Below are 26,141 nucleotides of genomic sequence, written 5' to 3' on the forward strand. Positions count from 1 at the left end.
TGTACTCCCTTGCATTAGGCGTAGTCGCGCAGCCGGTCGGCACGTTCGCCGACGCGCAACTTCGCCATGACTTCACGCTCAATCTGGCGCACGCGCTCGCGCGAGAGCCCGAACTGGCGCCCGATCTGGTCCAGTGTGCGAGGCACACCGTCGGTCAAACCGTAGCGCATCCGGATCACGTCCTGCTCGCGCTCCTCAAGCCCGTTGATGATGTCCTGGATATCGTCGTGCCGCAGCGTGGAGACAACCGCGTCCTCGGCGTCCGTGGCCTCGGCGTCCTCGATGAAGTCGCCCAGCGGGGCTTCTTCGTCCGCGCCGACGGGCATGTCGAGGCTGACCGGGTCGCGCGACTGGCGCAGCAACATCTCGATCTTGGACTCTTCGATGCCGGATTCCTCCGACAGCTCGTCGTTCGTGGGCTCGCGGCCCAGGGACTGGTACATCTCGCGACGGATGCGGGAGAGTTTGTTGACCTGCTCGACCAGGTGCACTGGGAGGCGGATCGTGCGGGACTGGTCGGCCATACCGCGGGTGATCGCCTGGCGGATCCACCAGGTGGCGTAGGTGGAGAACTTGAAGCCCTTCGCGTAGTCGAACTTCTCCATTGCGCGGATCAGGCCCAGGTTGCCCTCCTGGATCAGGTCAAGCAGCGGCATGCCGCGGCCCGTGTAGCGCTTGGCCAGCGAGACCACCAGGCGCAGGTTCGCTTCCAGCAGGTGGGAGCGAGCCTTGCGGCCCTCCTTGGCCAGGATCTTCAGGTCGCGCTTCTTCGCCCGGGTGAGTTTCACCTCGGGGTCATCCAAAAGGTGCTGGGCGTAGAGACCGACCTCGATCTGCTGGGCCAGCTCGACTTCTTCCTCCGCGTTCAGCAGCGCCGTCTTGCCGATACCGTTGAGGTAGACGCGGACGAGATCGGCCGACGGGTTGTCGTTCGTCTGGTTGCGCCGACTACCGCGGTCCACATTGTCTTCGTTTGCCGCCTCGCGAGAGTGGTCCGGCTGAGTCATGAAGAGCTGCCTCCTTGAGGTTTCGAACCATCCGAACCCACAAAAGGTTCAGTCTTATACGTCCAACGGTGCAGAGCGCCCGATTGTTCCGGCTTTGCTAGATAATATTCAACCGGCCCCCAATTCGCGCCACTGTCAGGATTGCCCCAGGAGATTCACCCCTAGAACGTGGGTGGCTGTCAGGGTTCTTTGCGCGCAGGGCCGCATTACGCCTCGACGAGCACCGTAAAAGGCCCACTGTTGACGCTCTCGACGTCCATCATCGCCCCGAAGCGCCCCTCTTCCACGGTGATGCCGCGCTCGCGCAGCGCGGCCGCGATCTTCGCGATCACCGGCTCGGCGACGTCGCCGGGCGCGGCATCCGACCAGGAGGGCCGCCGGCCCTTCGCGGTGCGCCCCATGAGCGTGAATTGGCTGACCAGCAGCACTGGTGCGCCGGCGTCTTGGACGGAGCGCTCGCCGTCGAGAATGCGCAGCTCAGCGATCTTGCGGGCGACGGTCTCCCAGGCCTGCGGATCGTCGTCGCGGCCCACGCCCACGAGCGCGAGGATTCCGCCGGTGTCTTTGCAGTCGATCGCGCCGACGACCTCGCCATCGACGGTAACGCTCGCGCTGGCCACGCGCGTAAGTACGGCCTTCATACTCTTCTTCCTTCCTGTTTACGCAACAATGTCTGCGGGTAGCACGACCCCGTGGCGCACCAGGTCAACCACGATGCGCACCGCAGAGGTCTCCAGCTCGCCGACATCGCCAATGCTTTGCGACGCCGCGAGCAACCCCACCACGTCACGCAAGCTCAAACCCTGCGGGTGGAGCCCGGCAAGCAGCGAGCGCACCGCGGCGTCGATCTCGTGGCTAAAGCGCGGGCCGTCCGTGCGCGTGATCCGCGTGACCTCGGGCGCAAACCCCATGCCCGCTTCCGTGTCAGCCAGGCTGACTTCCTCGAGAGCGACGCCGGGGCGCACGGTGTAGCTCGCGTCCAGCACCGCGTCTGCATCCGCCTTACGCAGCCATTCTGCGCGGGTGAAGTACTCTTCGACCTCCGGCCCGAGCGGGTCATCGAAGGGGTGGGAAAGCGCCTCCGCGGTGATCTCCGAGGCGTGATCGCCGATCTCGCGCAGGAAGATCCAACCGAAGCCGATCTGCTCGACCTCGTGGGCTCGGAAGTATTCCAGCCAGCGCTGCGTGCGCGCGATGCCTTCGGGCGAGCGCACGTCGATGGATTCGTCGCGCAACCAGGTGGAGACGTACTGGCCCGGATCCACCACGTCGCGCTGCAGCACCCACGCTGAGACTCCTTGTGCGGGCAGCCAGGAGGCCACCCGCTGGTGCCAGCTCTGACCCCGGGTGTGCGCCCACGCGCCCAGGATGCAGGCGGTGCCGCCTTCCGTAAGGTGGTCGGCCGCCTGGCTGGCGACCAGCTCGCTGGCACCGTCCAACTCCAAGCCGGAGTCGCGGTAGACGTGGCCGACCTCGGCAGGACCCACCACAAACGGCGGGTTCGCCACGATGCGGTCGAAACGCTCGCCCGCAACGGGTGCAAACCACGGGCCCTCGCGCAGCTCGACGTTCTCGACGCCGTTGGCGGCGAGCGTGGCGCGCGCAAGGTCGAGCGCCCGCGGGTGCACATCGGTGGCAACGACCTGCTGCGCGCACCCCGACTGTGCGAGCGCTTGCACGCCGGAGCCTGTGCCAAGATCCAAAACGCGCTCGGCAGGGGAGGTCGGGGTGGCCTGCAGCAGCGACAGGGAGGCCGCGCCGACGCCGAGGACGTGGTCCGGGCCCGGCACATAATCGGTCATAGAGGCATCCAGATCCGAGATGACGAAGAAGTCCCGGCCTGCAAGTACGTGCGGACGGACGTCGAGGGCCACGCTGAAGGTGTCCGGGGATGCGGCGGGGGAGAGCACGCGAGCGTCGATAAGCAGCTGCACGAGCGCAGGCGAGAGCACATCCTCGAGCGCGGCGCGCGGCGTGGGCTCGCGCACCAGGAAGATGCGGATCAGGCGCGAGAGCGCGGAGTTGTCGCATGCTGTGAGTACTACGCCTGGCTCGCCCCGGTACAGCGCCGCAGTCGCGGCCGGTCCGAGGTGCCGGGCGACGCCATCGGCGGTCAACCCGGCGCTGTGCAGCGCGGATGCGAGCTCGCGCGCGGCCTGTTCAAGGGCACCCATCGTGCTACTCCTTCTCGTCAGATTCCTCTGTATCCGCGTCGATGATAGTCGGGCCCAACTCACGCATCTGCGCGGTGCCCTGGCTCAATTGGGCGCGCGCTTGCTCCGCAAGCGCGGCCTGGCGTGCCTGCTCACGCGCAACCGCAGGCTTGTACACGTTGCGCTCGCGCTTCTCGCGCACCTCACCCTGGCCGTTGGCAATCATCACCGAGACCCACGGCAGCGGAAGCGTAATCCCGAAGATGGCCGCAGCCCACCACCAGTGGCCCGCAACCGCCGCACCGATCGACAGCGCAATCAGCGGAAGGCGCAGCCCCTGCAAGATTAGGTACTGCTTCTCGCGGGACTGCCGGTTCTGTTCGGGGGTGCGCGTGGCGTCGGTAATCAGCGCGCGCCGGGAGCGCCGCCGGAAACGGCGCTTCTGCGGTGCGGGGTCGGGATCAAGCGGCGCGTCGATGACGTGCGGATCGGGTTCGCCCGGTGAAGCGTCGTGAGAATAGTGCTGAGATCCGCTCATAAGGCAAAGGTTAGCGCCCCGTTGCCACAACTGGCCCCCTTTGGGGCATGATGGAGGGCGTGAATACGACGACGAAGACTCTTGAGCGCCCCGATATTCGGGAGGACACCTCGTCAACCACCGACGACGGCACCCCGAAGTTTTTCCACTATGTAAAGAAAGACCAAATCGTCGACTCCGCTATGTCCGGCAAGCAAGTCGTCGCACTGTGCGGAGCGAAATTCCCCGTGAAGAAGCAGGCCAAGCCCGGCTCGCCCGTGTGCCCTGACTGCGAGCGAATCTACAAGGGGCTGCGCCGCAAGTGACCACCCCGAGTACAGGGCCTCAGCTCCGCAAATGGCAGCAAGAGGCCCTTGATTCGTTTCTCCGCACGAAACCGCGTGACTTCCTCGCCGTGGCAACCCCGGGCGCGGGCAAGACGACCTTCGCGCTGACCCTGGCCAGCCGCCTGCTGGCTGATAAGACGGTGCAGCGCCTCATCGTCGTGGTGCCCACCGAGCACCTCAAGCACCAGTGGTCGGACGCCGCGAAGCGCTTTGGGCTCTCGCTCGACCCGAACTTCACTAACTCGTCGGCGGTCAACGCGGCCTACGACGGCATCGTCGTCACCTACGCCCAAGTGGGCATGCACCCCTTCAAGCACCACGCTGTGGCCTCGGCGCGCCGCAGCATGGTCATCCTGGACGAGATCCACCACGCGGGCGACTCGAAAAGCTGGGGCGACGGCGTCTACGAGGCGTATAACGACGTCGAGCACCGGCTCGCGCTCACCGGTACGCCGTTTCGCTCCGACGACTCGCAGATCCCGTTCGTGCGCTACAACGAGGACGGCGAGGGCCACCTCGTCTCGGAGGCGGACTACACCTACGGCTACGCCCACGCCCTGAAAGACGGCGTGGTGCGCCCCGTCGTCTTCCTCGCGTATAGCGGCGAGACGGAGTGGCGCGACTCTGCGGGCGAGGAGTACTCGGCGCGCCTCGGAGAGCCGCTCAACGCGGAGCAAACCACGCGCGCTTGGAAGACTGCGTTGGACCCGAAGGGCGACTGGATCAGGCTCGTGCTGCAGGCCGCGCACACCCGCCTGATGAAGATCCGCGGCAACATGCCGGACGCCGGTGGCCTGGTCATCGCCACCAACAAGACGACCGCCCGCGCGTATGCAAAGATCCTGCAGGAGCTGTCCAACACGCCCGTCACGGTCGTGCTTTCCGACGAGCCCGGCGCCTCCGATCGCATCGAGGAGTTCTCCGCCTCCAAGGACGAATGGATGGTGGCGGTGCGCATGGTCTCCGAGGGCGTGGACGTGCCCCGGCTCTCCGTCGGCGTCTACGCCACCTCCGCCTCCACACCGCTCTTCTTCGCGCAGGCTATCGGCCGTTTTGTCCGCTCGCGAATGCCCGGCGAGTCGGCCTCCGTCTTCCTGCCCTCGGTGCCAGTGCTGCTCGGGCTCGCCGAGAACATGGAGGTGCAGCGCGACCACGTCCTGGGCAAGCCGCACCGGGAGCAGGGCTGGTCCGACGAGCTTATTGAGCAGGCGAATCGCCAGCAAAACGAGCCGGACGAGGCCCCCAGCTACGAGTCCATCGGGGCCTCGGCTGAACTCGATTCGCTGATTTTCGACGGCTCAACCTACGGCACCGGCACTGCGGCCGGTTCCGCGGAGGAACAAGACTTCCTTGGGCTGCCCGGCCTGCTGGACGCCGAGCAGGTCAAGACCCTGCTGCGCAAGCGTCAGAGCGACCAGCTCGACGCGCGCGAGGCGGAAGAAAAGGCGCGCAAGGCCGCCGAGCGCGAAGCCGCAGAGCGCGCGAAAATCCTCGGCGAGCCGCAGCCGACAAAGCAGGCACCTGGCGCGCCCGGCGGGGCGTCGGGAAGCGGGAGCACCGCGGCGGACGAGATCCCGCGTCTGCGCAAGGAACTCAACGACCGCGTCTCCATCGTCGCGGGCAAGACGGGACGCCCGCATGGTGCGATCCACACCGAGGCCCGCAAGGCCTGCGGAGGACCGCCGACCGCGCTGTGCAGCGCCGAGCAGCTCCGCCAGCGCATCGACTACCTGCGCGGCTGGTAGGACAGACGAAAGAAGCCGGTGCGGGAAGGGAAAACTGATTCCTTCCCGCACCGGCTTCGCGCTGGGTTACACCAGCCTCTAATCCAGGTAGTCGCGCAGCACCTGCGAACGCGAGGGGTGGCGCAGCTTGGACATCGTCTTGGATTCGATCTGGCGGATACGCTCGCGGGTGACGCCGTAGACCTGGCCGATCTCGTCTAAAGTGCGCGGCATGCCGTCGGTCAGGCCGAAGCGCAGGCGCACGACGCCCGCCTCACGCTCGGAGAGCGTGTGGAGCACATCCTGGAGCTGATCCTGCAGGAGCGTGAAGGAGACCGCATCGACTGCGACGACGGCCTCGGAGTCTTCGATGAAGTCGCCGAGCTGGCTGTCGCCCTCGTCGCCGATCGTCTGGTCCAGCGAGATCGGCTCGCGGGCGTACTGCTGGATCTCCATCACCTTCTCCTCGGTGATGTCCATCTCCTTGGCAAGCTCCAGCGGCGTTGGCTCGCGGCCCAGGTCCTGGAGCAGCTCGCGCTGGATGCGGCCGAGCTTGTTGATGACCTCGACCATGTGCACCGGGATACGGATGGTCCGCGCCTGGTCCGCCATCGCGCGCGTAATCGCCTGGCGGATCCACCACGTGGCGTAGGTGGAGAACTTGTAGCCCTTGGAGTAGTCGAACTTCTCCACGGCACGGATCAGGCCCAGGTTGCCCTCCTGAATGAGATCCAGGAAGGCCATGCCGCGGCCGGTGTAGCGCTTCGCCAGCGAGACCACGAGACGCAGGTTTGCCTCGAGCAGGTGGTTCTTCGCCTTGCGCCCGTCGCGCGCCACGGCGCGGAAGTCGCGCTTAACCGCAGGCGTGAGCTTGGCGTCCTTATCGCCCTCGGCGGCAGCGCGCTGCATCTCGTCGAGACGGTGCTGCGCGTAGAGGCCGGCCTCAATGCGCTTGGCCAGCGAGACCTCCTGTTCCGCATCCAGCAGCGCGACCTTGCCGATCTGCTTGAGGTAAGCGCGCACCGAGTCCGCCGAAGCAGTCAGCTGCGCGTCTTTGCGCGCCTGGCGCAGGGCCGCGGATTCCTCGATGTCCCAGACGGAGGAGGAATCTTCCTCTTCTTCCTCGTCTTCGCTGTCCTCATCCGCGCCAGCATCGTCAGCGTCATCGAGGTCCTCATCGAGCTCGTCCTCGTCGAGATCATCGGCGAGCTCATCGTCGAAATCCGCCTCGTCCGCGAGATCCGGATCGTAGTCCTCGTCCTCGCGGTCGTCGGGGTTATCCGCATCGTCGAGCAGCGCGTCGGTGCGCAGCTCGTCCTCATCTACAGCGGAGCTCTCAGCGTGCGCCGCCGTCGCCTTCTTGCGCGTCGTCTTCTTCGTCTTCTTCGCAGTCTTGCGAGCGGTCTTCTTCGTCGCCTTCTTGCGCGCAGTCTTCTTGGCAGTCTTCTTCGTTGCCTTCTTGCGCGCAGTCTTCTTTACCGCTTTCTTCGCGGTCTTCTTCGCCGCCGGTGCCGCGGCGCCGCTCGACCCGTTGCCTGCTCCGCCGTCGGAGGATGCCTGTGCTGCATCGTCGACGCTGTTATTGCCTGAAGCTTCGCTGGCTACCACGTACGCCCTTTCGCCGTTTCGGTCGTTGTCCACTGCCACCACCTCACCGCGGTCCTGCGTTTTAAGCTTAAGCCGCACTCCCGCACAAAAGGTGGGAGCGCTGCCGCCGCAGCACCGCTCGTGCGCTGCAAACAAGGTGTGATGCACATCTTGTCGGGTTGCGCAATGGTTTCATTTATAGAACGCCCATCTTAACAGGGTGGGGGATGAATCTATTCCAGCCCCCGCCGCGAGTCTTGGCTTTTGCGTTCCTCATGGCCCACTGCGCAGCGGTTTCGCAACGCATCGTTTTAGGTCAAGGACAGTGGCTCTTGTCCGGTGCCCACCGTACATGAAAGCCGACGCGCACCGGTGAGCTGCGCGCCGCCTAGGGCGCGAGATGCGTGTGTGCGGCCATCGCGGCCCCGACGATGCCGGCCCGGTTGCGCAGCTTCGCCGGGATCACCGGCACGTCGACGGTGAGCAGGGGCACCCACTTGTCGGCCTTGCGGGAGATGCCGCCGCCGACCACAAAGGCGGTCGGGTTTAGCAAGCGGGCGTACTCGTGCAGCACAGCGTCGACGCGCTTGGCCCACTTCTTGTAGCTCAGGTCTTCGCGGTCCTTGGCCGCCGAGGAGGCGAGGTGTTCGGCTTCCTTCCCGTCGAGTAGGAGGTGTCCGAGCTCGGTGTTGGGGAACAGCGTGCCGTCGACAAGCATTGCGGAGCCGATGCCCGTGCCGAAGGTGAGGAAGATGACTGCGCCCTCGCGCGCCTGCGGCTCGCCGAAGGCGACTTCGGCGACACCGGCTGCGTCAGCGTCGTTGAGCACGGCGAGCTCTTCGCGGCCCAGAGCCTCGGCGAAGAGGTCGTGGACCTGCGTGCCCACCCAGGACGGGTCGATGTTTGCGGCGGTGGTGGCGACCTGCTGGCGAATCACCGACGGCAGCGTGATGCCAACCGGGCCCTGCCAGTCGTGCGCGCGCACGATCTGCGCCACGGTGTCCGCCACGGCCTGCGGGGTGGCGGGCTTGGGCGTGGCGATCTTCATCCGCTCGCCGACAAACTCGCCGGTGCGCAGATTAACCACGGCACCCTTGATGCCGGAGCCGCCTACGTCAACGCCAAAGCCCAAGGTGGGCGCGGTCGAAGCCTGGGTATTCGCTGTTGTGTCGCTCATGTACTCAACTCTACAAAACCTTAAGCCTCGGGTGCCCAGGATGCAGCTGTGACGCGGGCCGGGCACGATAGGGAGTATGAATACTGCAGCAAATCACGTTCCCAGCCCCGCCGAATTGCGCGAGATGTGCGTCGACCTGGTCACCGATGCGGCCGAGTTTGTCGCGCACCAGCGCGCCTTTTTGACCAAGCATGGTTCCGTGGCGATGGTGGCGGAGACAAAGTCTTCGGAGGTCGACCCGGTCACTGCGGTGGATAAGGGCTGCGAGGCGCGCGTGGCCAAGCGCCTGGCCGAGCTTCGACCCGACGACGGCATCATCGGCGAGGAGGGCTCGGCGATTCCCACTCGCACTGGGGTGGAGTGGGTCATCGACCCGATCGACGGCACGGTCAACTTCATCTACGGGGTGCCCGCCTATGCGGTCTCTGTCGGCGTGGCCGTCGACGGCGAGCTCGTCGCCGGCGCAGTTGCCGACGTCGCGCGCGGGGTGGTCTACCGCGCGGCGGTGGGTGAGGGGGCCAGTGTGCTTATCGACGGCACCGCGCACCCGCTGCGCGCCTCCCGGGCATCACAGCTTACGACCACGCTGCTCGCGACCGGGTTTGCCTACGATGCGGGGTGGCGGGGCCGCCAGGCCGAAATCCTGCAGCACATCCTGCCCGTCGTGCGCGACATTCGGCGTATGGGCTCGGCCGCACTTGACCTGTGTCGCGTGGCCGAGGGCAGCGTGGACGCCTACTACGAGCACGGTACCCACCCCTGGGACTACGCCGCCGGGGCGGTGATCGCGGCGGAAGCCGGTGCGGTGGTGCACCACCCGGGCTTGGTGGATCGCGGCGGGCAGGGTGCGCTGGTCACCGCGTGCGCGCCCGGGATCGCCGACGAGTTTGCGGACCTGCTGCACAAGGCGGGAGCCCAGCGGGATCTGCAGGCGTAGTTCGGCGCTGTTTTTACCCCCGAAAACTCGACAAAGGTGCAGTATGCGGGGCGAAAGTGACAGACGCAGGCCAATCATTTAGTATTCCGCTCAAACGCGTGCTGATACGACGCTAAATTCCAACGATATTTGAGCTAGGGAGTGCTTGCTATGGCCACGGATTACGATGCACCGCGCCGCCGCCTCGAGGACGATGAAATCACGACCGATTCGCTGGAGGGCCTGAAGGCCGCCGAGGTTGCGGGCAGCAGCATGGACGACGAGGGCGAAATCGTCGAGCCCGTGGAGATCCCGCCGCAGGACCTGTCCGGCGAGGAGCTCAACGTTGAGGTTAAGCCCCGTCAGGACGATGAGTTCACCTGTGCTTCGTGCTTCCTCGTGCAGAAGAAGAAGCGCCTGGCCTACACGGCGGACGACGGCTCGAAGTTCTGCCTCGACTGCGAGTAGCGCCCTCGTACACAACCGGCTAGGCGATCGGCGCGGGCGGGACTGGTGCCCCGTCCGGAGGCAGGACCTTCGGGTACTTCTTCGACGCTGCGGTCTGACCGGCAGCCAGCGGAGTCACGTCGGGGTTGGTTGCGGCAGCGGCTGCTGCGCCCTCGCCGGGGGCTGGGCGCCAGGGGGTGGGGTCCCAGTTGCCGTCGACAAGCTTGCGCTGCGAGAGCCAGCCAAGTGCAAAGACAGCGGCACCGCAGAGCGCGACGAGGATGAGGCCCAGGGCACCGTCGGCGCGCGTGGACCAGCCCAAAAGCAGGCCGAACCAGCCGAAGTCGGCGTCACCGAAGGTGGTGTTGGCGGAGCCGAAGGAGCCGAGCACGCCCAGCAGGAACGCGGGCAAGAACGTAATCAGCAGGCCGTTGGCAAAGGCACCAAGGACCGCACCGCGGCGTCCGCCCGTGGCATTGCCGTAGACGCCAGCGGCACCGCCGGTGAAGAAGTGGGGGACCAGGCCGGGCAGAATCAGTGCGACACCAAAGGCCGGGTTGAGCCACAGGGAGAGCACCGCCAGGCCGATCAGCCCGCCGACGAAGGAAGAGATGAAGCCCACCAGCACGGCGTTCTGCGCGTAGGGGAAGACGATCGGCGCATCGAGTGCCGGGATGGCACCGGGCACCACCTTGGCGGCGATGCCCTGGAACGCCGGGACCAGCTCGCCGAGAATGGTGCGCACACCGAAGAGGATGACGGCCACGGCAACACCGAACTGCAGGCCCTGGGTAAAGGACTGCATGAGGTAGTTGCCCACGCTGGTCGCGCCGCCTTCGAAGGCGGTGAACGCTTCCTCGGTGCCCGCGCGGGCGATGAACAGCAGGGCCAGAACGATGTACATCAGCGCCATGGACAGCGCGGTGGCGACCATGGAGTCGCGGAGGAAGCGCAGGCCCTCGGGAAGCTTGAGTTCCTCGGTCGACGGCGACATTTTTGTGCCCTTGCCGCCAACCACCTTGCCCACAGCGCCTGCGGCGAGGTAGCCGGCGGTGCCGAAGTGGCCGATGGCGATCGAGTCATCGCCGGTGATGCGGCGGGTCCACGGGTGCGCGATCGCCGGCAGGGAGACCATCAAAATGCCCAGTAGGACGGCACCGAAGAGGACGACGAGCCACGAGGAGTAGCCCGCGGGGGCCAGCACCATGGTGAGCATGGTGGCCATGAACAGCACGTGGTGGCCGGTGAGGAAGACGTAGCTCATCGGCGTAAAACGGGCCAGCAGCAGCGAGACCACAAAGCCCAGGATCATGATCCAGGCGACCTGGCTGCCGAATTGCTCTTGGGCAATGCCGACGATCGCCTCGTTGGTGGGCACCACGCCCTGCGCGCCAGTCGCACCAGCGATCATGGCACCGAGTGGCTCAAGGGAAGACACCACCAGGCCGGCACCTGCGCCGATGAGCAAGAAGCCCAGCGTCGCCTTGATCGCCCCGCCCAGTACTTGGCCCACGCCGCGGCCCATGGCTGCGAGGCCGACCGCGGTAATCAGGCCAATCAAAAAGGCTGGGACGGAGAGAATCTCATTGACAAGAAAGGTCGCGATTGCGAGGAGGAAGTCCATTTCTGTGCCGCCTTAAACGTCGTAGAGCTCGCGCAGAGCCCCATCAATTTCGGACATGTTGGTGAAGTCTTCGATGACATGGACGGGCACGCCGACGTCGCCAAGCGTGGCAGCGATCTCGCCGGAGGTGAGCAGGAAGTCGGCTTCCTTCGCGCGCCCCTTCGCGGAGATCGTGTCCGTGGCTTCCACATCGAGGTACGGGCCCCAGCCCCAGGCGTCGAGCACCTGCTCAAGCGTGTTCTTGAGAAACAGTGAGGTGCCCAGCCCGTTGCCGCAGACAGTGAGGATCTTGCCTTTCGACGGCACCGAGTCGCTGCGCTTCTCCGACTGGGAGTCGCGTGGCGCGGCAGCGCCACGCGGCGCGACAGCGGCCTGTTTTGTGCTTGCGGATTTCTTCTTGCCCGCGGTGCGAAGCACCTCGCGCAGCTCCTCTTCCGTGGACACGCTGTCCAAGGCGCTGCGGGTAGCGGGCTTGCCTAAAAGTCCCGCCAATTCCTTCATGGCAGCAAGGTGCTCCGAGGAATCGCGGGCCGCCAGCGCTACCACCAGGTCGACCGGGTCGTTCGACTTGTGGCCGAACTCCACCGGTTGCGCGAGCCTGACCCAAGACAGCGCCGTGCGCTTTACAGCTTCCGACGGGCGGGCGTGCGCGAAGGCGAAACCCGGAGCGACCACGATGTACGGGCCGTTGTCCTCGACGGATTGCACCATTGCATCGGTGTAGTCACGTGTGGCATCGCCGGAGCGTTCCAGCAGACTGCCGGCGAGGCGAATGGCCTCGCGCCAATTCTCCGCGCGGCCGTTGAGCTCAACGGCTCCGGGCGCAAGAAGCGTGTTGATTGTGGACATGATTTTTAGGTCCCTCGTGTTGCAGGTACCGGCCGATTCTTCGGCACAGGTCTTACCTACACGTTATTACCAGTACGGTGGTCTGCGTCAAGCTTTCCTGTTGCTAATTTCTTTCGGCTACTGGTGCAGTTGTTTCGGCACGAACGCCTTGAGGAGCGCTTCCGGATCCTTGGAGGAGACCAGCCAGTAGGGGGTGGGGTCCTCCGGGTCGTCGAGGACGATCAGCGCGTGCTCCGGCACCCAGGCGTGGGAGACAAGGTAGGCGGCGGGGTCGAGCTGGCGGCCCAACGCGTTCTGCCGGGCCGATTGCGGCACTTCCATCGCGCGCGAGACGACGGTCGCGGGCAAGTTTGCGTCGTTGACGCGCAGCCAGCGAGAGCCATCGGGGTCCTGCTCCACCGCGACAGTGGTGCGCGACAGCCAGGTCAGGTACCAGCCGATGAGGCCGCCGATGAGGATCAGCGGGATGATAAACCACCACACATTGCGGTTGAGCGCGAACTGCGCAGCCAGCAAAAACGTCAGGAAGGCACCTGCGGCCCACCAGTACCAGGGCACCCACTGGCGCTCACGGTAGAGCACCTTCGCGGCACCTCCTGCGGTGGGGGAGGTGTGCTGTGTGGACTCGTTGGAATAGCGCGGGTTTTCAGACACGCATGCAACTTTAGTTGAGTTTGGAGCCATTGCCGTAATGTGGGCGACCATGGACGCCACCACCAACAGCCCTCAAGATCATGATGCTGAACCGCAATCCGCGCTCGGCCCAATCCCGCTGAAGCGCTTGGACCCAGAACTGCCACTGCCAAGAAGGGCGCACGCGGGGGATGCGGGCGCGGACCTTTACGCGGCGGAGACCGTCACGCTTGCCCCGGGCCAGCGCGCCCTGGTCGGCACGGGTGTGGCGCTCGCCTTGCCGCTGGGCACGGTGGGGCTGATCCACCCGCGCTCAGGCCTGGCCGCCAAGCACGGGCTGAGCATTGTGAACACTCCCGGCACGATCGACGCCCAGTACCGCGGCGAGCTGAAAGTGTGCATGGTGAACACTGACCGAGACGAGGCGTTTACGATCGAGCGCGGCATGCGGATCGCCCAGCTGGTCGTGCAGCGGGTGGAGCTGGTCGACTTCGTGGAAGTCGATGAGTTAGATGACACTGAGCGCGGTGCCGGCGGCTACGGCTCGACCGGCACCAACTAGGGCAAAACTAGGGTGCAACAGGGTTGAGCCAGGCAGAGCTAAAGCCTTAAGACTGCAGGCTGCGCGCTAAGGTCGAAAGCGCACTACGTACCACCTACAGTGGCGTATAGGGATAGACGTACATAAAAAGGAAGCGCCGGTCGGCGCGAGGAGGACACACCACCATGGCATTGTGGCCATTTGGCAAGAAGAAGAAGGAAAAGGCCGCACAGGAAGCACAGGCCGCCGCGCCGCAGCAGGAGCAGGACACGCAGGAGCCCCAGGCTCAGGACGTGCAGGAGAGCGCTGCGCCTGAGGCGTCGACAAGCACTGTGGCTGCCGAGGCCCCGCTTGAACAGGCCGAGGGTACGACCCCGCTTGAGGATTATGACGCGGTCAACGGCAGCACCGGCCCCTTCGACGGTGACAATGTCAACATCGAGGACTTCGACTTCACCGATTTTTCCAACGCCACGCTGAACCTCGGCTCCATCAAGATCCCCTTCCCGAAGGAAGCGCAGGTGCAGGTGGAGATGGGCGAGCAGGGGCCGAAGATGGTCCACATCGTCACCCGCCACGGCCGCATTACCCCGGTGGCCTTCGCAGCACCGCGCTCGGGCGGGCTGTGGGAGGAATCCGCAGAAGAGATCGCCGAGGGCATGCGCAACGAGGACATGCCCGTGCGCTTCGAGCAGGGTCCGTGGGGCAAGGAGATCATCGGCACCGGTACCAATGGCGTGATCCGCATCATCGGTGTGGAGGGCCCGCGCTGGCTGTACCGCGTCACCCTTGCGGCACCGACCGGGCGCGAAGACGATATGGCGAAGCTGGGCCGCGAAGTGGTTGCCCGCTCCTTTGTCTACCGCGGGAACGACCCGATCCTGGCCGGAAACTCGCTCCCGGTCACCCTGCCGAAGCAGCTGGCCCAGCAGGTACAGCAGGCAGTGGAGCAACGCGCACAGCAGGGGCAACAGGCAGCGCAAGGCTCCGCCCCGCAGGCTGGCAACCCGAACGCGCTGAGCGATGCGCTCAAGCAGATCATCGCCCAGAACAACGACTTCAACAAAGACAAGTAAGCCGTAATACGCAATGACCAATCCCGCCATCGCACCGGGCGAGCACATTGAGGTGACCACCCGCGCGCTGGCGCACGGCGGCGAGGCCATCGGTAACGCACCCGATGGCCGCGTCGTTTTTGTGCGCGGCGCGCTGCCCGGCGAAACTGTCACCGCCACGCTAACCAAGGTGAAGAAGCGCTGGGCCCGCGCTGACCTGCTCGAGGTCACAACACCCTCGCCGCACCGCGTGGACCCCACCTGTCCGGCCGCGGCCGCAGGGGCCGGCTGCTGCGATCTCAGCTTCATCGACCCGGCCTACCAGCTGGAGCTGAAGACGCAGGTACTGCGCGGCCAGCTGCAGGCATTGGCGGGCCGTTCGAACGTCCTGCGCGGGCTCGACCTGGACGCCGCGCTTGCAACCCGCGCGCTGGCACCCGCCCGCGGCTGGCGCACCCGCGTGCGCTTGGGCGTTGACGCTGCCGGACGCGCCGGGCTGCGCAAGCTGCGCTCGAACGACGTGGTCGCGGATGCGCTATGCACACAGGCTGTACCCGGGCTTCTCGACGGGCTCGTCGGCCCCGGAGCGCGCAGCTTTACCCCTGGCGCCGAGGTCATCGCCGTGCGCGACGCCACCGGCACCCGGCACGTGGTGGAGACCCGCCGGGTGCAGCGGGGACGGCGTGCAGAGACCGTCGATAAGCGTGTGGAAGGCAGCGGGATCGTGGAAGAGCACGTGGACTCGCGTACCCTGCACTTTCCCGCGACGGCCTTCTGGCAGGCGCACGTCAACGCACCGCAGGCTTACGCCGACGTGGTGGCGGAGTGGGGCAGTGCACAGTACTCCCGGCCGGTGGCCTGGGACCTCTACGGCGGCGTCGGCATGTTCGCGCCCGCGCTCAGCCGCGCTACCGGCGGCGGGCGAGTGGAAACCGTGGATTACTCGCCAGCGGCGACCTCCTCGCCCCAGTCGGGCCTTGCGGACCTGGATCTGCATGTAACCAACGCGCGCGTCGAGGAAGCCATCGCCCAGCTGCCCGCGCCGGGGCTCGTTGTGCTCGACCCACCGCGCGCCGGTGCTGGTGCCGAGGTCGTGCGCGCGGTAGCGGCGGCGGGACCGGAGCGCGTCATCCACGTCGGCTGCGACCCGGCGACGCTCGCACGCGATCTGGCGAGCTGGGGCGAGGCAGGCTTTGCCGTGGAGCGCCTGCTGCTTATCGACGCCTTCCCCAACACCCACCACTTTGAAACGATGTGCCTGCTGCGACCTGCCGACCAGTAGGGCTACGGGCGCAGACGAGTCACGGTGTAAGATGGCGTGAAATGCAGGCTGGGCGGTGGTTTTTCGCCCACCTGCGGACGGACTGTAGGGCGAGAGAAGGAGAGCTTGAGGACAGTGGGAATGCTCGAGGGACTCACATCGCCGGCGGACATCAAGTCGCTTTCGAAAAGCGAGCTGCGCGCACTCGCGGAGGAGATCCGTCAGCTGTTGATTTCCAAGGTGTCCGCGACCGGGGGACACCTGGGCCCCAACCTCGGCGTGGTTGAACTGACGCTCGCGCTGCACTACGTCTTCAACTCGCCGGATGACCCGATCATCTTTGACACCTCGCACCAGTCCTATGTGCACAAGATCCTCACCGGCCGCGCGGGCCAGTTCGACACGCTGCGCAAGAAGGGCGGCCTGTCCGGCTACACCGCGCGCGCGGAATCCGAGCATGACTGGACGGAGTCTTCGCACGCGAGCGCTTCGCTGTCGTACGCCGACGGGCTGTCGAAGGCGAAGGAGCTTTCCGGCCGCGGCTCGGACAAGGTCGTCGCCGTGGTCGGCGACGGCGCACTGACCGGCGGCATGTGCTGGGAGGCGCTGAACAATATTGCAGCGGGCGAGCGCAACGTGGTCATCGTGGTCAACGACAATGGGCGTTCCTACTCGCCGACGATCGGTGGCTTTGCCAACAACCTCACCAAGCTCCGCGGCCAGCTGGCGGCGCTGCGTATGCAGCCGGGCTATGACGAGGTGATGGAAAACGGCAAGAAGACGCTGAAATCCATGGGCTGGGTCGGCGAGCGCACCTTCGACGCGCTGCACGCGCTCAAGGAAGGCGTGAAGTACCAGGTGTTGCCCACCGAGATGTTCTCGGATCTGGGCATTAAGTACGTCGGCCCGGTGGAGGGCCACGACCTGAAGGCGCTCATCAGCGCGCTGAAGTACGCGAACAGCTACGACGGGCCGCTGATCGTGCACGTGGTGACGGAGAAAGGCCACGGTTTTGCCCCCGCGGTGAACGACGAGGCGGATCAGATGCACTCCACCGGCGTCATTGACCCGGTGACCGGTGCCTCGCTGGCCAAGTCCGCTCCTGGCTGGACCAGTGTGTTTACCGAGGAACTCCTGCGGGCAGGCCGCGAGCGCGAGGACATCGTGGCGATTACCGCCGCGATGGCTGGCCCGACCGGGCTGCAGCCTTTCGCGGAGCAGTTCCCGGACAGGTTCTTTGACGTGGGTATTGCGGAGCAGCACGCGATCACCTCTGCCGCGGGGCTCGCGCTCGGCGGGATGCATCCGGTGGTCGCGGTCTACTCCACCTTCCTCAACCGCGCCTTCGACCAGCTGCTCATGGATGCCGGCCTGTTGCACCTGCCGGTGACCGTCGTGCTTGACCGGGCCGGTGTGACCGGCTCGGACGGGGCGAGCCACAACGGCGTCTGGGACCTTTCTTTGGCCTCGATCGTGCCGGGTATCCGGATCGCGGCACCGCGCGACCCGCAGCGTCTGCGCGAGGAATTCGCCGAGGCAATCGCGGTGACCGACGGTCCGACGATCGTGCGTTTCCCGAAAGGGAAGGTGGGCGAGGACATCCCGGCCCTGGAACGTCGGGGTAACGTCGATGTGCTGCACCGCCCGGCGGAGACCGCGGAGACAGACGAGGCCCGTCTCAACGTGCTCATGGTGGCCATCGGCACCTTCGCTGCACCCGCCTGCGCGATCGCCGACGAGCTCGGCACCGAGGGCATCGACCTGACCGTGGCGGACCCGCGCTGGGTGATCCCGGTTGCCGCCGAGCTGGTTGACATGGCAGCGGAGGCTGACCTGGTGGTGGTCTACGAAGACGGCCTGCTGCGCGGCGGCGTTGGATCCGCCGTGGCGGAGGCGCTGCACGCGGCGGGTGTGGACACGCCGCTGCGTCAGTTGGCGTTCCCCTCCGTGTTCCCGGAGCACGCCTCGCGCGACGAGGTGCTCGCGGAGTACGGGCTCGACGAGGCAAGCGCGACGGCGCAGGTGCGCCAGTGGGCGCTGGAGTTGGCTGACCGCTAAACCTGCGCCGCGAGTCCAGCACGCGCATTTCAGCACGGAACAGCGTTATGCGCGGTTCGGGGGAGTGGGCACGTCGTGCGCTTTGGCGGCGACGATAAGTGGTGCGACCATCTCGCACTGCCAGGGGCGCGCCCCGGCGTCGGCAAGCGCCGCGTACGCCTGGTCGATATCCCAGGCGGTCTCTGCCTGCATTGCTTTCCACAGCACCGTTCGCAGCGTTTTCGTGGTTATCAGCGTGGACGTATTCAGGTCGAGTTCTGCCGCGAGCTTCTCAACCGCGGCCTTTGTTTCCGCGATGCACTCCCAGGCTTGTGGGTAGTGCTTCTTCAGCGTGGAGGTAGAGGGTATCCCCGAGGCACTGCGCTCTGGCCGCGGCCACGTTGCGGGGTCTTGGGCACGCGCGTCGGCAAGGACAGACGCGCAGCGCTCCGCGGCGCCGCGACGCCGGCGAGGAAACCCCGGGGTCGCGCGGATCTCGGCGACGCTGCGCGGCCGGTTCGCGGCAATGTCCACCAGCACCTTGTTCGGTAGCAGGCGCATTGGCGAGCGGTCGTGCTTGCGGGCGAGCGCATCCCGGTGCTCCCACAGCGCGCGGGCGAGCTGGAGCGATTCAGGGGAGTTGAATCGGGAGATACCTTTCACGTCGCGCCAGGTGCCTGCTTCCGGGGCCTGCGAGCGCGTGTGGAGGACGTGGGCGAACTCCTGCTCGGCGATGTCGAGCTTGCCGTCCTCGGCAAGCAGACAGGTCAGCGCGTCAGCGAGGTCGTGGAGGTAGAGCACGTCTAAGGCGGCGTAGTCCTGCCACGCCCTGGGCAGCGGGACGGTTGACCAATCTTCGCGGCCGTGGCCCTTCTCCAGGTGGATGCCCACAAACTCCTCGACCATCGCGCCGAGATTGGTGCGGTCGAAGCCCGCGATGCGCCCGGCGAGCTCAGTATCAAACAGGGAACCTGCGAAAAGGCCCAGCGCGGCTAGCGAAGGCAGGTCTTCGCCAGCGGCGTGCAGGATCCAGGTGCCGTGGTTGAGCACCGGCGCAAAAACGTCCTTGAACTCCTCGCGGTGCCCCTCGGGGGCAAGCAGAAAGGTGCCAGCCCCGGGGCGATACACCTGGACGAGGAAGGCGCGGTCGTCGTAGCGAAACGTGGAGGCGCGCTCGGTATCTACCGCAAACGGGCCGCGCCCGGCTAACAGGCGTGCGGCAGCACGATGAAACCCTGCTGGCTCATCGATGAGTTCGTACTGCAGTTGCTGTGACACTTCAAGGAAGTTTAGCGGTTCCCCAACGCGGTGACACCCTCAGGCGGCAAGCCAGCGACGTGCGCGAGCACCTTGGCAAAGGCTTCGACGTGCGCCGCGAGGTCGATGCCTTCTGCGGTCCAGGAGGCGCGCATCTCCAGCTGGTAGGCGCGCGGCGGCCCGCCGATCTCGCCGAAGCGCACGGACGCGGTGGAGGTGACGGTGCCGCCCAGGTTGGTAAAGCCGGCCCCGGTCTCGTCGAGGGACTCGTTGAGCCACTGCCACGCGACGTCGGGAAGCAGCGGGTCGGAGGCCACAGCATCATCCATGTCTGCCTGGATGTAGGCCACCAGTCGCATGGAGCCCTCCCAGGCCTCCTCCGCGTCGGGGGAGTGCAAAAGGATGAGGCGGCCGAACGCGTCGCCCTCGGAGTCGACCGGGATCGGCTCGCCGGGCTTGGTCTCCTGCGGGCGCTCGACTTCGAGGCCCACGGCGTGGCTGTACGGCGCGGGGCGCTGCGGCGGGCGGATCGTGCCCAAGGTGATCTCCGGGCGCAACTTCGCCGCATGCATGGACTCCACCGCGGCGGAGAAGTCTGCGGGCAGGCTGGCCTGCTCGCTGTGCGTGTCGCGCGTGCCGTTGCCCGTCTGGGAGGAAGTGTCCGAATTCATCACAGGAATTAAGGTAAACGTCAACTGACGTGTCGGGTGGGAGGCGCGCCGTGGGCGAAAGCGCGTAGACTTGCATACGACTTTCGTTTGAGGTGGCCTCTTTCGGGCCACAGGAAGGGAGAAGAATCCTATGGCCAAGCTTGACTTCGATGCGCTCAACGCCATGCAGCGCTACCTGCAGTTTGCGGTTTTCCGCGCGATCCCCGGTGCGCTGGGCTCTGAGCGCGAGGAGCTGACCAAGGAAGCACAGCAGTTCTTCGCGGATCTTGAAGCGGAGGGCAAGGTCGTGGTGCGCGGCATCTACGACAACACCGGCATCCGCGCCGACGCGGATTTCATGATCTGGTGGCACGCGGAGCACTTCGAAGAGCTGCAGAAGGCACTTGCGGACTTCCGTCGCACGACCACCCTGGGCCAGCTTCTTGAGGTGGCGTGGCTGGGCAACGGCCTGCACCGCCCGGCCGAGTTCAACAAGTCGCACCTGCCCAGCTTCATCATGGGCGAGGACCCGGAGGCGTGGATTACGGTCTACCCGTTCGTCCGTTCCTACGAGTGGTACCTGCTGGATCCGCAGGAGCGTCGCCGCATCCTGGCCAACCACGGCAAGGCGGCGCGCGACTTCGCCGACGTGCGAGCGAACACGGTCGAGGCGTTCACACTCGGCGATTACGAGTGGATGCTCGCCTTCGAGGCGCCGACCCTGGCGCGCATTGAGGAGCTCATGCACACCATGCGCTACACCGAGGCCCGCCTGCACGTGCGCGAGGAGATCCCGTTCCACACGGGCCGCCGCGTCGCAGGCATCGGCGAGATCATCAAGGTCCTGCCTTAGGGGCCGATTGCTTATCGACGCGGCGGGGCAGGCTCACGCGGCGTCGATAAGCAAAGCTTTAGCGCTCCTCGAGGGTCAGCGAGATCGAGTTGATGCAGTAGCGCAGGTCGGTCGGGGTGTCGAAGCCCTCGCCTGCGAAGACGTGGCCCAGGTGCGAGTGGCAGTTCGCGCACAGCACCTCGGTGCGGACCATGCCTAAGGAGCGGTCCTCGCGCTCGATGACGGCGTCGCCCGCCAGCGGGGTAAAGAAGGCGGGCCAGCCGCAGTGGGCGTCGAACTTGGAGGAGGAGCGGAAGAGCTCCGCGTTGCAGGCGCGGCAGCGGTAGACGCCCTCGGTGGTGGTGTCGGTGTATTCGCCTACGCCCGGCGGCTCGGTGCCGGCCTCGCGCAGCACGTGGTACTCCTCCGGGGTCAGCCTTTCCTTCCACTCCTGCGGGGAAAGCGAGGCGAAGTCGGGGGTATTGTCAGCCATTGTGGGCCTCCTTAGCCGGGGTTTGCGTTTGCACCGACACTACCCACGCAGCGACCGCGACGATGAATATGGCCCACCCGGCCGTGGGCAAAAACGTCCCGAGCCAGCGGCCTGTTAGCCCCATGACCTCGGCATCGAAGCGCAGCGGGCTCACGCACAGCAGCAGGCCCAACCACACGGTGCCGGTGTGGAAGGGGCTTGCTTTGTGCAGCGCGGTGAAGGCGGCGGGGAAGAGCATCATGGTGTAGTAGGCCTGGCCCAAGGAACTGAGCAGGCAGACCCCGGCGAGCAGTACTGCTGTGGAGCAGGTGAGCCAGAGCCACTCGTCGGTAAAGCGCCAGCGGGCCAGGCCAAGCACCGCGACGGCGACGGCCGCGGCGAAGAGGACAAAACACAGGCCGTGGAGCCATCCCGGCATGCCAAAGTAGACGGCGAAGCCCGCGAGCGAGGAGTTTGCGTAGTCGCGGGTGGTGCTCAGGTACGGCACGAGCCTGCCGAAGTAGTCGCCCGCGCCCGGGGTGAGCGGCCACGCGATCGCGTTCAACAGCACGGGCACGGCGATGCCTGCGAGTACGGTGCGCAGCTGTAGTTGCATGAGCGGCAGGACCAGCAGCGGGGCGAACATCGGCTTGATCAGGATGGCCAGGCCAAGGATGACGCCCGCGAGGATGAAGCGGCGCGCGCGGTAGCTGGCCAAAAACGCGGTGAGCGCGAGAAGCAGGATGCCGTTGATGTTGGAGAACACCAGTGTGTTGGTGACGGCCTCGGTGGCGAAGGCCAAGCTGAGCGCGACGGGGAAGACCGGGCCTCGCAGGCTGCGGCCGGCCAGCGTGGTGCACCAGGCGAGTGCGGCGATGATGGCCAGCGCGTTGGCCAGGATAAACAGCGGGCGTACCGCGTTCGGGTCCGCGGCGAGCCCCAGCGGGGACAGCAGCAGGGTAGCGCCGGGGTTGTACAGGTAGTGGGGGTCCACGTAGTGGTAGACCTCGTTGTAGACCGGCACGCGCTCGACGAAGCGGCGGGCAGCTGCCCACACGGTGGTGAAGTCGTCAGTCGGGGAGCCCTGCCTGGCAAGCACGAAGACGCGATGGATGATCAACAGCACCGCCAGCGGCCAGGCGGCAGCACGGGCTGTGCGGGCGGCGGGGGACAGCGTGCGCGTCGTGGCGTTTGTGTGCGCCCCCTGCGGGGCGGGTGCGGTCCAGAAGGTGTCCAGGCGTTGGGCCCAGCCGGGTCGAGAGTCTTGCGCGTTTGTCACGCGCCTAACCGTACCGAATCAATTACCCCTCGCGGGAAGCGGCAGCGCCGGGCAAGCGGTAGCGCACGAACATCATGGAGTCCTCGCTGACGCGTACGTCCTCGACCTCGAGCGAGGTGGTGTAGTCGCCACCGCCGCCGAAAAGCGGCTTTTCCACGTTGCCCTGGAGCGTCGGGTCGATGGTCAGGTGCAGGATATCGCCCAACCCTGCGGCCAGCAGCATGCCGTAGAGCCCGGGCCCGCCCTCGCAGGAGATACGGTTGAAGCCTTGGGCGCGTAGCGCGTCGATAATCGAGCGCGCGGAGCCATCGCCAGTGGAGAGGATGCGCCCGCCTGCCTGCCGCAGTGCTTCTCGACGCCCCGCGAGCGCCGGATCGTCGACGCAGTGCTGCGGGGCGAGAAACAGCGGGGGCACTTCGGTGTCGTAGAACAACTGCGTGTCCACGTCAAAGTCGAAACTCTCGGTGATGATCGCCAGCGGCGGAACTTCCGCTTGCCCGCGCGCTCGACGCTGGGCCTTGTCGTCGGCGGTGCACTTGACCCCGAAGTAGTTTTCCGCCCGAGCGGTGCCGCCGCCGACCAACACCGCATCGGACCACACACGCAGCAGGTTGAGTAGCTCCGAGTCGATGCTGTTGCCAAGCGAACGGGACGTGCCGTCGAGCGAGGCCGCGCCGGACACCGTCATCACCGCAAGCAGGCGCAGTTGCGGGACCGAAGGGGGCAGCACAGTGCCTAACAGTTCCGCTGGTTCAATTGTGCGGCGCGCGTCTACCATGGCGTCAAGCGTACACATCTGACCGTCGGGATTTTGGAGGAAACAGCACGTGGACGATCGCTCCCCGCTCGTAGAAGAAGCGCGGCGGGTATGGATAGACGGCGACAACCCGGACAGGCTGTTCGCCGCACTCTTTGACCCAGACGCGGCAGGCATTGGCTGGAAGCAGCACATTTGCGAGCTCGCGCATGAAGTGTTCGGTGAGACCGTCTACCGCGACATCGACGCCTTTGAAGCGATGTTCAATGCCGTCACCGACGCGACGTGGAAAGCACGCGAGTGCAACCTCGGAGAGCACAACGAGGAGTGGCTCCGGTTGCTGCCGGAATGGGCTAAGCAGTCCCGCACGGCGGAGTTCGCACTCATCCTTATCGAGCTGCAACTCCACCGCTTCAACTTCGACCACGACGGCATTCGGCGCGTACTCGACATGGCAAGCGACGCACCCCTTCGCTTCCATAACCTTTCGGTGACCGTCAACCTCAACCAGGTCTTTCTCACCTTTGCCAGGCTGCTTGCGGGGCGCAGGATTGACCCGCAGCACGTCTTCGACGCCGTGGGAGTCTCACACAGTGACGGTCAAGACACCGCCGTCTCGCAGCTGGAACCGGTGCCGCTGAAGCTTAAGCACCTCATGCTCCACGGGCTGTGGCTCTACCCAGACACCGAGTACGGGGAGCAAATACTCGCCTTCTCCGAGGCGATCTTGCGTTACCACTCGCCTAACGACTTCGTCGCCCACTACCGACGCGCCGAGGGCTACCGCCGCATGGCCGCGGTCGAGGCAGCTCCACGCTCCGATGTGTTCTCCGGACACACAGTCCGCTCCCGGGACGACTTCTACGCCGAAGCGCTGCACTCTGTACAGATGGCCATCAAGAACTTGCCCGCGGATGCCACGGCGCTGCACGGGGAGTTCGTCTCTTACCGGATGATGATTGCCACCGAGCGGCAGGTACAAAAATCCATCCAAGGACGCGTAGATGCGGAGCTTGCGCACGTTGCCACCGAGGTAGAACGGATGTCGGAGAAGATCGAAGCAGAATCACGCAATAGTCTTTTGCGGAGCATCGAGATCCTGTCTGTCTTCCTCGCCGTCATCGGGGTGCTGTCCTTCAACATTTCGCTCGCAGGGCTGGAGAACGTGGGCACGCTCGAGCGATTCGGCTTGATCCTTACCGCCGGGGTCATCCTGGGTGCCTTCTCCTGGATGGTGCACGTGGCCGTCTACCGCCACACGCACGCCGAGCCGGTAGTCGTGAAAACACGACGCAAACAGATACGAGAACTCCAACAGCGAATTGCAGCACTTGAGGAAAGGACGAAAGATGGCCGTGACTGATAAGGACTGCGAGTACGTCGCCGACGAACGCAGCATCGAGCCGGGCACCTACGACATCACCGAATATGCGCCTGCCAAACAGGCAATCGTCGACTACCTGCGGGCGCGCCTTGAAGCAGTACTCGAGCGCTGGCCGGGACGCCCAGTGCTCATGCTCTCCGGCGGCGTCGATTCGATCCTCATCGCCGCGGTGCTCGCCCAGCTGCGCACTGATGTTCTCGCGGTGACATTTAGCCAAGACTCCTCGCAACAAGCCGCAGAGGAGACCCGGGTGGCGCGCGAGGTAGCACACGCGCTCGGCTTTGAGCACCACGTCGTCGCACCGCGCGGAGAAGCGCTGGAGGAGCTTCTCGGGGAAACCGTCGACCGCCTTGAGTCCGCCGAGCCCTGGGAAGTGCTCTCAGGGGCTATTTTGGTGGCCGTCGATAAGCTGAGGCAGGAGCATGGTGCCGACGGGGCACTGATCACGGGCGCGGGCGCGGATGCCCTGTTTCTCGGTGGGAAAACCATCGATGCGACTGCCGAAGATTACCTCCAGCAGTGGGATGCCCAGGTCCGCCGGGGGATCGAGGCAAACTTCACCCGTGAGCGCTTCATCCCGGATTTCTACGAGCGGCTCATTGCGGAACCACAGCGCCACATCCAGGTTTGGCAGACGCACGAGGCAGTCGATCTCGCACTGCGCATCCACCCACGCGTGACCCGCGGAGCCGACCTCACACAAGACAAGGAGCTCTTCCGCCGCATCGCCGCCGACCTAGGCATCAACCCGGAGCTCGTGCAGACCACGAAGAACCCGATGCAGGTCTCGTCCGGAGGCCTAGATGCCATCGTCACGTTGGCACGGCAGCAACTGGCGCGCCGGGCGGGGGAGAAGACCTACTCCGATCCGATGAAGGAGCCTCTGGAGTTTACGGTCGCGCGCTTATTTCTCGCACAGCTGGAAGACCAGACGCGCGGCGAGTAGGCGGATTTTTCTGATCGGCAGCACTGGTGTGGGTTGGCCCGATGCCGGTTGTCCTAAAGGGAGCTAGCTCCATTTAGGCACGGGTCGTCTGGAAAACGCCAGGTCGCGCGGAGCTGACTGTCCTAAATGGAGCTAGCTCCGTTTAGGCGGGGCCTCGGGTCCGGGACCCAACTGCAAAGAAAAACTCACGCCCCCGTCAATACCGGGGGCGTGAGTGATAGTGGAGCGGATGACGAGACTCGAACTCGCGACCCTCACCTTGGCAAGGTGATGCGCTACCAACTGCGCTACATCCGCGTGGCAAACGTTGAGGTTTACCGTATGAGCCCTCTTGCGAGGACTCTGTGCGCGATACTGGGATCGAACCAGTGACCCCTACCGTGTCGAGGTAGTGCTCTACCGCTGAGCTAATCGCGCGGGCTGTTTCCAGCTTGGAGGTGGATACGGGAATCGAACCCGTGTACACGGTTTTGCAGACCGTTGCCTAACCACTCGACCAATCCACCGTGGAGCTTAACCTCCAAAAGTACCCATATGTACTTGGAGCGGATGACGAGACTCGAACTCGCGACCCTCACCTTGGCAAGGTGATGCGCTACCAACTGCGCTACATCCGCGTGGCAAACCTTTGAGATTTACCTTCCGAGCCCTCTTTCGAAGACTCTGTGCGCGATACTGGGATCGAACCA

The 26,141-nt window shown here is 65.7% G+C and carries 25 protein-coding genes and 4 tRNA genes; 11 read left to right on the forward strand and 18 right to left on the reverse strand.

The genetic code is table 11. The features are described 5' to 3' along the window. Positions 1-14 precede the first annotated feature (14 nt). The 4 genes from HMPREF2990_RS07810 to HMPREF2990_RS07825 form a co-directional block, all read right to left on the reverse strand. A complete protein-coding gene (locus HMPREF2990_RS07810) occupies positions 15-1,007 on the reverse strand; it encodes a sigma-70 family RNA polymerase sigma factor (RefSeq protein WP_038590967.1) in 993 nt (330 codons plus the stop codon). Positions 1,008-1,213: 206 nt separating this feature from the next. After that, positions 1,214-1,648 carry a D-aminoacyl-tRNA deacylase gene (dtd, locus tag HMPREF2990_RS07815; RefSeq protein WP_070763806.1) on the reverse strand — a complete coding sequence of 145 codons (435 nt, stop codon included), beginning with the start codon at positions 1,646-1,648 and terminating at the stop codon, positions 1,214-1,216. A gap of 18 nt (positions 1,649-1,666) precedes the next feature. Further along, complete coding sequence (locus tag HMPREF2990_RS07820) at positions 1,667-3,181, reverse strand: DUF7782 domain-containing protein (RefSeq protein ID WP_070763808.1); 1,515 nt, start codon at positions 3,179-3,181, stop codon at positions 1,667-1,669. A 4-nt stretch (positions 3,182-3,185) separates the two neighbouring features. Further along, positions 3,186-3,698 (reverse strand): DUF3099 domain-containing protein, encoded by a 513-nt coding sequence (locus tag HMPREF2990_RS07825; protein ID WP_083317074.1) that lies wholly within the window; start codon positions 3,696-3,698, stop codon positions 3,186-3,188. Positions 3,699-3,748: 50 nt separating this feature from the next. On the opposite strand from HMPREF2990_RS07825, the gene HMPREF2990_RS07830 reads away from it, so the two are divergent. Together HMPREF2990_RS07830 and HMPREF2990_RS07835 are read left to right on the forward strand one after the other, a co-directional pair. Further along, positions 3,749-4,003, forward strand: a complete 255-nt coding sequence (locus HMPREF2990_RS07830; RefSeq protein WP_083317084.1) for a DUF3039 domain-containing protein — start codon at positions 3,749-3,751, stop codon at positions 4,001-4,003. Continuing rightward, positions 4,000-5,769, forward strand: a complete 1,770-nt coding sequence (locus tag HMPREF2990_RS07835; RefSeq protein WP_070763813.1) for a DEAD/DEAH box helicase — start codon at positions 4,000-4,002, stop codon at positions 5,767-5,769. Before HMPREF2990_RS07830 ends, HMPREF2990_RS07835 begins: the two co-directional genes overlap by 4 nt. 78 nt (positions 5,770-5,847) lie before the next feature. Here HMPREF2990_RS07835 and HMPREF2990_RS07840 read toward each other — a convergent pair whose 3' ends face one another. Both HMPREF2990_RS07840 and ppgK read right to left on the reverse strand, forming a co-directional pair. After that, positions 5,848-7,389 (reverse strand): RNA polymerase sigma factor, encoded by a 1,542-nt coding sequence (locus HMPREF2990_RS07840; RefSeq protein WP_371575655.1) that lies wholly within the window; start codon positions 7,387-7,389, stop codon positions 5,848-5,850. 334 nt (positions 7,390-7,723) lie between these two features. Next, positions 7,724-8,512: a polyphosphate--glucose phosphotransferase gene (ppgK, locus tag HMPREF2990_RS07845; protein WP_070763815.1), complete on the reverse strand. Its 789-nt coding sequence runs from the start codon at positions 8,510-8,512 to the stop codon at positions 7,724-7,726. A 76-nt stretch (positions 8,513-8,588) separates the two neighbouring features. Between ppgK and HMPREF2990_RS07850 the strand changes: the two genes are divergently transcribed. Beyond that, the gene (locus tag HMPREF2990_RS07850) at positions 8,589-9,449 is read left to right on the forward strand and encodes an inositol monophosphatase family protein (protein WP_070763816.1); all 861 of its coding nucleotides are present in this window, start codon (positions 8,589-8,591) and stop codon (positions 9,447-9,449) included. 150 nt (positions 9,450-9,599) lie between these two features. Then, complete coding sequence (locus HMPREF2990_RS07855; protein WP_038590949.1) at positions 9,600-9,896, forward strand: DUF4193 domain-containing protein; 297 nt, start codon at positions 9,600-9,602, stop codon at positions 9,894-9,896. Positions 9,897-9,915: 19 nt separating this feature from the next. On the opposite strand, the gene HMPREF2990_RS07860 is transcribed toward HMPREF2990_RS07855, so the two are convergent. From HMPREF2990_RS07860 to HMPREF2990_RS07870, 3 genes are all read right to left on the reverse strand, one after another. Beyond that, positions 9,916-11,499 carry a PTS ascorbate transporter subunit IIC gene (locus tag HMPREF2990_RS07860; RefSeq protein WP_070763818.1) on the reverse strand — a complete coding sequence of 528 codons (1,584 nt, stop codon included), beginning with the start codon at positions 11,497-11,499 and terminating at the stop codon, positions 9,916-9,918. A 12-nt stretch (positions 11,500-11,511) separates the two neighbouring features. Beyond that, positions 11,512-12,348, reverse strand: coding sequence for a PTS sugar transporter subunit IIAB (locus HMPREF2990_RS07865; RefSeq protein ID WP_070763820.1), 837 nt, complete (start codon positions 12,346-12,348; stop codon positions 11,512-11,514). Between the two features lie 117 nt (positions 12,349-12,465). Further along, a complete protein-coding gene (locus HMPREF2990_RS07870; protein ID WP_246817488.1) occupies positions 12,466-13,002 on the reverse strand; it encodes a DUF3093 domain-containing protein in 537 nt (178 codons plus the stop codon). 49 nt (positions 13,003-13,051) lie between these two features. Here HMPREF2990_RS07870 and dut point away from each other — a divergent pair, with 49 nt between their 5' ends. The 4 genes from dut (at position 13,052) to dxs (ending at position 17,896) form a co-directional block, all read left to right on the forward strand. Beyond that, entirely contained in the window at positions 13,052-13,543 is a 492-nt protein-coding gene (gene dut, locus HMPREF2990_RS07875) for a dUTP diphosphatase (protein ID WP_070763973.1), read from the forward strand. A 164-nt stretch (positions 13,544-13,707) separates the two neighbouring features. Next, positions 13,708-14,598, forward strand: a complete 891-nt coding sequence (locus tag HMPREF2990_RS07880) for a DUF3710 domain-containing protein (protein WP_070763822.1) — start codon at positions 13,708-13,710, stop codon at positions 14,596-14,598. A 13-nt stretch (positions 14,599-14,611) separates the two neighbouring features. Further along, positions 14,612-15,859 carry a class I SAM-dependent RNA methyltransferase gene (locus HMPREF2990_RS07885; protein ID WP_070763823.1) on the forward strand — a complete coding sequence of 416 codons (1,248 nt, stop codon included), beginning with the start codon at positions 14,612-14,614 and terminating at the stop codon, positions 15,857-15,859. Positions 15,860-15,973: 114 nt separating this feature from the next. Next, positions 15,974-17,896, forward strand: coding sequence for a 1-deoxy-D-xylulose-5-phosphate synthase (gene dxs / locus HMPREF2990_RS07890; RefSeq protein WP_070763825.1), 1,923 nt, complete (start codon positions 15,974-15,976; stop codon positions 17,894-17,896). A gap of 45 nt (positions 17,897-17,941) precedes the next feature. Here dxs and HMPREF2990_RS07895 read toward each other — a convergent pair whose 3' ends face one another. Further along, complete coding sequence (locus HMPREF2990_RS07895; protein WP_070763827.1) at positions 17,942-19,153, reverse strand: HRDC domain-containing protein; 1,212 nt, start codon at positions 19,151-19,153, stop codon at positions 17,942-17,944. 11 nt (positions 19,154-19,164) lie between these two features. Further along, positions 19,165-19,803, reverse strand: a complete 639-nt coding sequence (locus HMPREF2990_RS07900; RefSeq protein WP_070763829.1) for a DUF3000 domain-containing protein — start codon at positions 19,801-19,803, stop codon at positions 19,165-19,167. Between the two features lie 130 nt (positions 19,804-19,933). On the opposite strand from HMPREF2990_RS07900, the gene hemQ reads away from it, so the two are divergent. Next, a complete protein-coding gene (gene hemQ / locus HMPREF2990_RS07905) occupies positions 19,934-20,635 on the forward strand; it encodes a hydrogen peroxide-dependent heme synthase (RefSeq protein WP_070763831.1) in 702 nt (233 codons plus the stop codon). A 58-nt stretch (positions 20,636-20,693) separates the two neighbouring features. On the opposite strand, the gene msrB is transcribed toward hemQ, so the two are convergent. Genes msrB through HMPREF2990_RS07920 form a run of 3 tightly spaced genes read right to left on the reverse strand, consistent with a single transcriptional unit; the run spans position 20,694 to position 23,299 of the window. After that, positions 20,694-21,107, reverse strand: coding sequence for a peptide-methionine (R)-S-oxide reductase MsrB (gene msrB, locus HMPREF2990_RS07910; RefSeq protein WP_070763833.1), 414 nt, complete (start codon positions 21,105-21,107; stop codon positions 20,694-20,696). Beyond that, entirely contained in the window at positions 21,100-22,365 is a 1,266-nt protein-coding gene (locus HMPREF2990_RS07915) for a glycosyltransferase family 87 protein (RefSeq protein WP_246817490.1), read from the reverse strand. Before HMPREF2990_RS07915 ends, msrB begins: the two co-directional genes overlap by 8 nt. A 22-nt stretch (positions 22,366-22,387) precedes the next feature. After that, entirely contained in the window at positions 22,388-23,299 is a 912-nt protein-coding gene (locus tag HMPREF2990_RS07920) for a pyrimidine reductase family protein (protein ID WP_371575667.1), read from the reverse strand. Between HMPREF2990_RS07920 and HMPREF2990_RS07925 the strand changes: the two genes are divergently transcribed. Both HMPREF2990_RS07925 and HMPREF2990_RS07930 read left to right on the forward strand, forming a co-directional pair. Further along, the gene (locus HMPREF2990_RS07925; RefSeq protein WP_070763835.1) at positions 23,193-24,485 is read left to right on the forward strand and encodes a hypothetical protein; all 1,293 of its coding nucleotides are present in this window, start codon (positions 23,193-23,195) and stop codon (positions 24,483-24,485) included. The genes HMPREF2990_RS07920 and HMPREF2990_RS07925 overlap by 107 nt on opposite strands. After that, positions 24,472-25,452: an asparagine synthase C-terminal domain-containing protein gene (locus HMPREF2990_RS07930; RefSeq protein WP_070763837.1), complete on the forward strand. Its 981-nt coding sequence runs from the start codon at positions 24,472-24,474 to the stop codon at positions 25,450-25,452. The genes HMPREF2990_RS07925 and HMPREF2990_RS07930 overlap by 14 nt, the downstream gene beginning before the upstream one ends. Before the next feature lie 221 nt (positions 25,453-25,673). Here the strand turns inward: HMPREF2990_RS07930 and HMPREF2990_RS07935 are convergent. From HMPREF2990_RS07935 to HMPREF2990_RS07950, 4 genes are all read right to left on the reverse strand, one after another. Continuing rightward, positions 25,674-25,749 (reverse strand) — tRNA-Gly (locus HMPREF2990_RS07935). 48 nt (positions 25,750-25,797) lie between these two features. After that, positions 25,798-25,869 (reverse strand) — tRNA-Val (locus tag HMPREF2990_RS07940). A gap of 15 nt (positions 25,870-25,884) precedes the next feature. Continuing rightward, positions 25,885-25,958 (reverse strand) — tRNA-Cys (locus HMPREF2990_RS07945). Positions 25,959-25,993: 35 nt separating this feature from the next. Next, positions 25,994-26,069, reverse strand: a tRNA-Gly gene (locus HMPREF2990_RS07950). Between the last annotated feature and the right edge of the window lie 72 nt (positions 26,070-26,141).

Origin of the sequence: Corynebacterium sp. HMSC071B10 (assembly GCF_001814825.1) — a bacterium.
Taxonomy (GTDB): domain Bacteria; phylum Actinomycetota; class Actinomycetes; order Mycobacteriales; family Mycobacteriaceae; genus Corynebacterium.

Excerpts from the sequence above, each read along its gene's own strand:
- HMPREF2990_RS07810 (WP_038590967.1), bottom strand. The coding sequence starts at position 1,007 with ATGACTCAGCCGGACCACTCTCGCGAGGCGGCAAACGAAGACAATGTG.
- dtd (WP_070763806.1), bottom strand. The coding sequence starts at position 1,648 with ATGAAGGCCGTACTTACGCGCGTGGCCAGCGCGAGCGTTACCGTCGAT.
- HMPREF2990_RS07820 (WP_070763808.1), bottom strand. The coding sequence starts at position 3,181 with ATGGGTGCCCTTGAACAGGCCGCGCGCGAGCTCGCATCCGCGCTGCAC.
- HMPREF2990_RS07825 (WP_083317074.1), bottom strand. The coding sequence starts at position 3,698 with ATGAGCGGATCTCAGCACTATTCTCACGACGCTTCACCGGGCGAACCC.
- HMPREF2990_RS07830 (WP_083317084.1), top strand. The coding sequence starts at position 3,749 with ATGGAGGGCGTGAATACGACGACGAAGACTCTTGAGCGCCCCGATATT.
- ppgK (WP_070763815.1), bottom strand. The coding sequence starts at position 8,512 with ATGAGCGACACAACAGCGAATACCCAGGCTTCGACCGCGCCCACCTTG.
- HMPREF2990_RS07850 (WP_070763816.1), top strand. The coding sequence starts at position 8,589 with ATGAATACTGCAGCAAATCACGTTCCCAGCCCCGCCGAATTGCGCGAG.
- HMPREF2990_RS07855 (WP_038590949.1), top strand. The coding sequence starts at position 9,600 with ATGGCCACGGATTACGATGCACCGCGCCGCCGCCTCGAGGACGATGAA.
- HMPREF2990_RS07860 (WP_070763818.1), bottom strand. The coding sequence starts at position 11,499 with ATGGACTTCCTCCTCGCAATCGCGACCTTTCTTGTCAATGAGATTCTC.
- HMPREF2990_RS07865 (WP_070763820.1), bottom strand. The coding sequence starts at position 12,348 with ATGTCCACAATCAACACGCTTCTTGCGCCCGGAGCCGTTGAGCTCAAC.
- dut (WP_070763973.1), top strand. The coding sequence starts at position 13,052 with ATGGACGCCACCACCAACAGCCCTCAAGATCATGATGCTGAACCGCAA.
- HMPREF2990_RS07880 (WP_070763822.1), top strand. The coding sequence starts at position 13,708 with ATGGCATTGTGGCCATTTGGCAAGAAGAAGAAGGAAAAGGCCGCACAG.
- HMPREF2990_RS07885 (WP_070763823.1), top strand. The coding sequence starts at position 14,612 with ATGACCAATCCCGCCATCGCACCGGGCGAGCACATTGAGGTGACCACC.
- HMPREF2990_RS07900 (WP_070763829.1), bottom strand. The coding sequence starts at position 19,803 with ATGAATTCGGACACTTCCTCCCAGACGGGCAACGGCACGCGCGACACG.
- hemQ (WP_070763831.1), top strand. The coding sequence starts at position 19,934 with ATGGCCAAGCTTGACTTCGATGCGCTCAACGCCATGCAGCGCTACCTG.
- msrB (WP_070763833.1), bottom strand. The coding sequence starts at position 21,107 with ATGGCTGACAATACCCCCGACTTCGCCTCGCTTTCCCCGCAGGAGTGG.
- HMPREF2990_RS07920 (WP_371575667.1), bottom strand. The coding sequence starts at position 23,299 with ATGCCTGCCGCGTCTGGGTCAAAGAGTGCGGCGAACAGCCTGTCCGGG.
- HMPREF2990_RS07930 (WP_070763837.1), top strand. The coding sequence starts at position 24,472 with ATGGCCGTGACTGATAAGGACTGCGAGTACGTCGCCGACGAACGCAGC.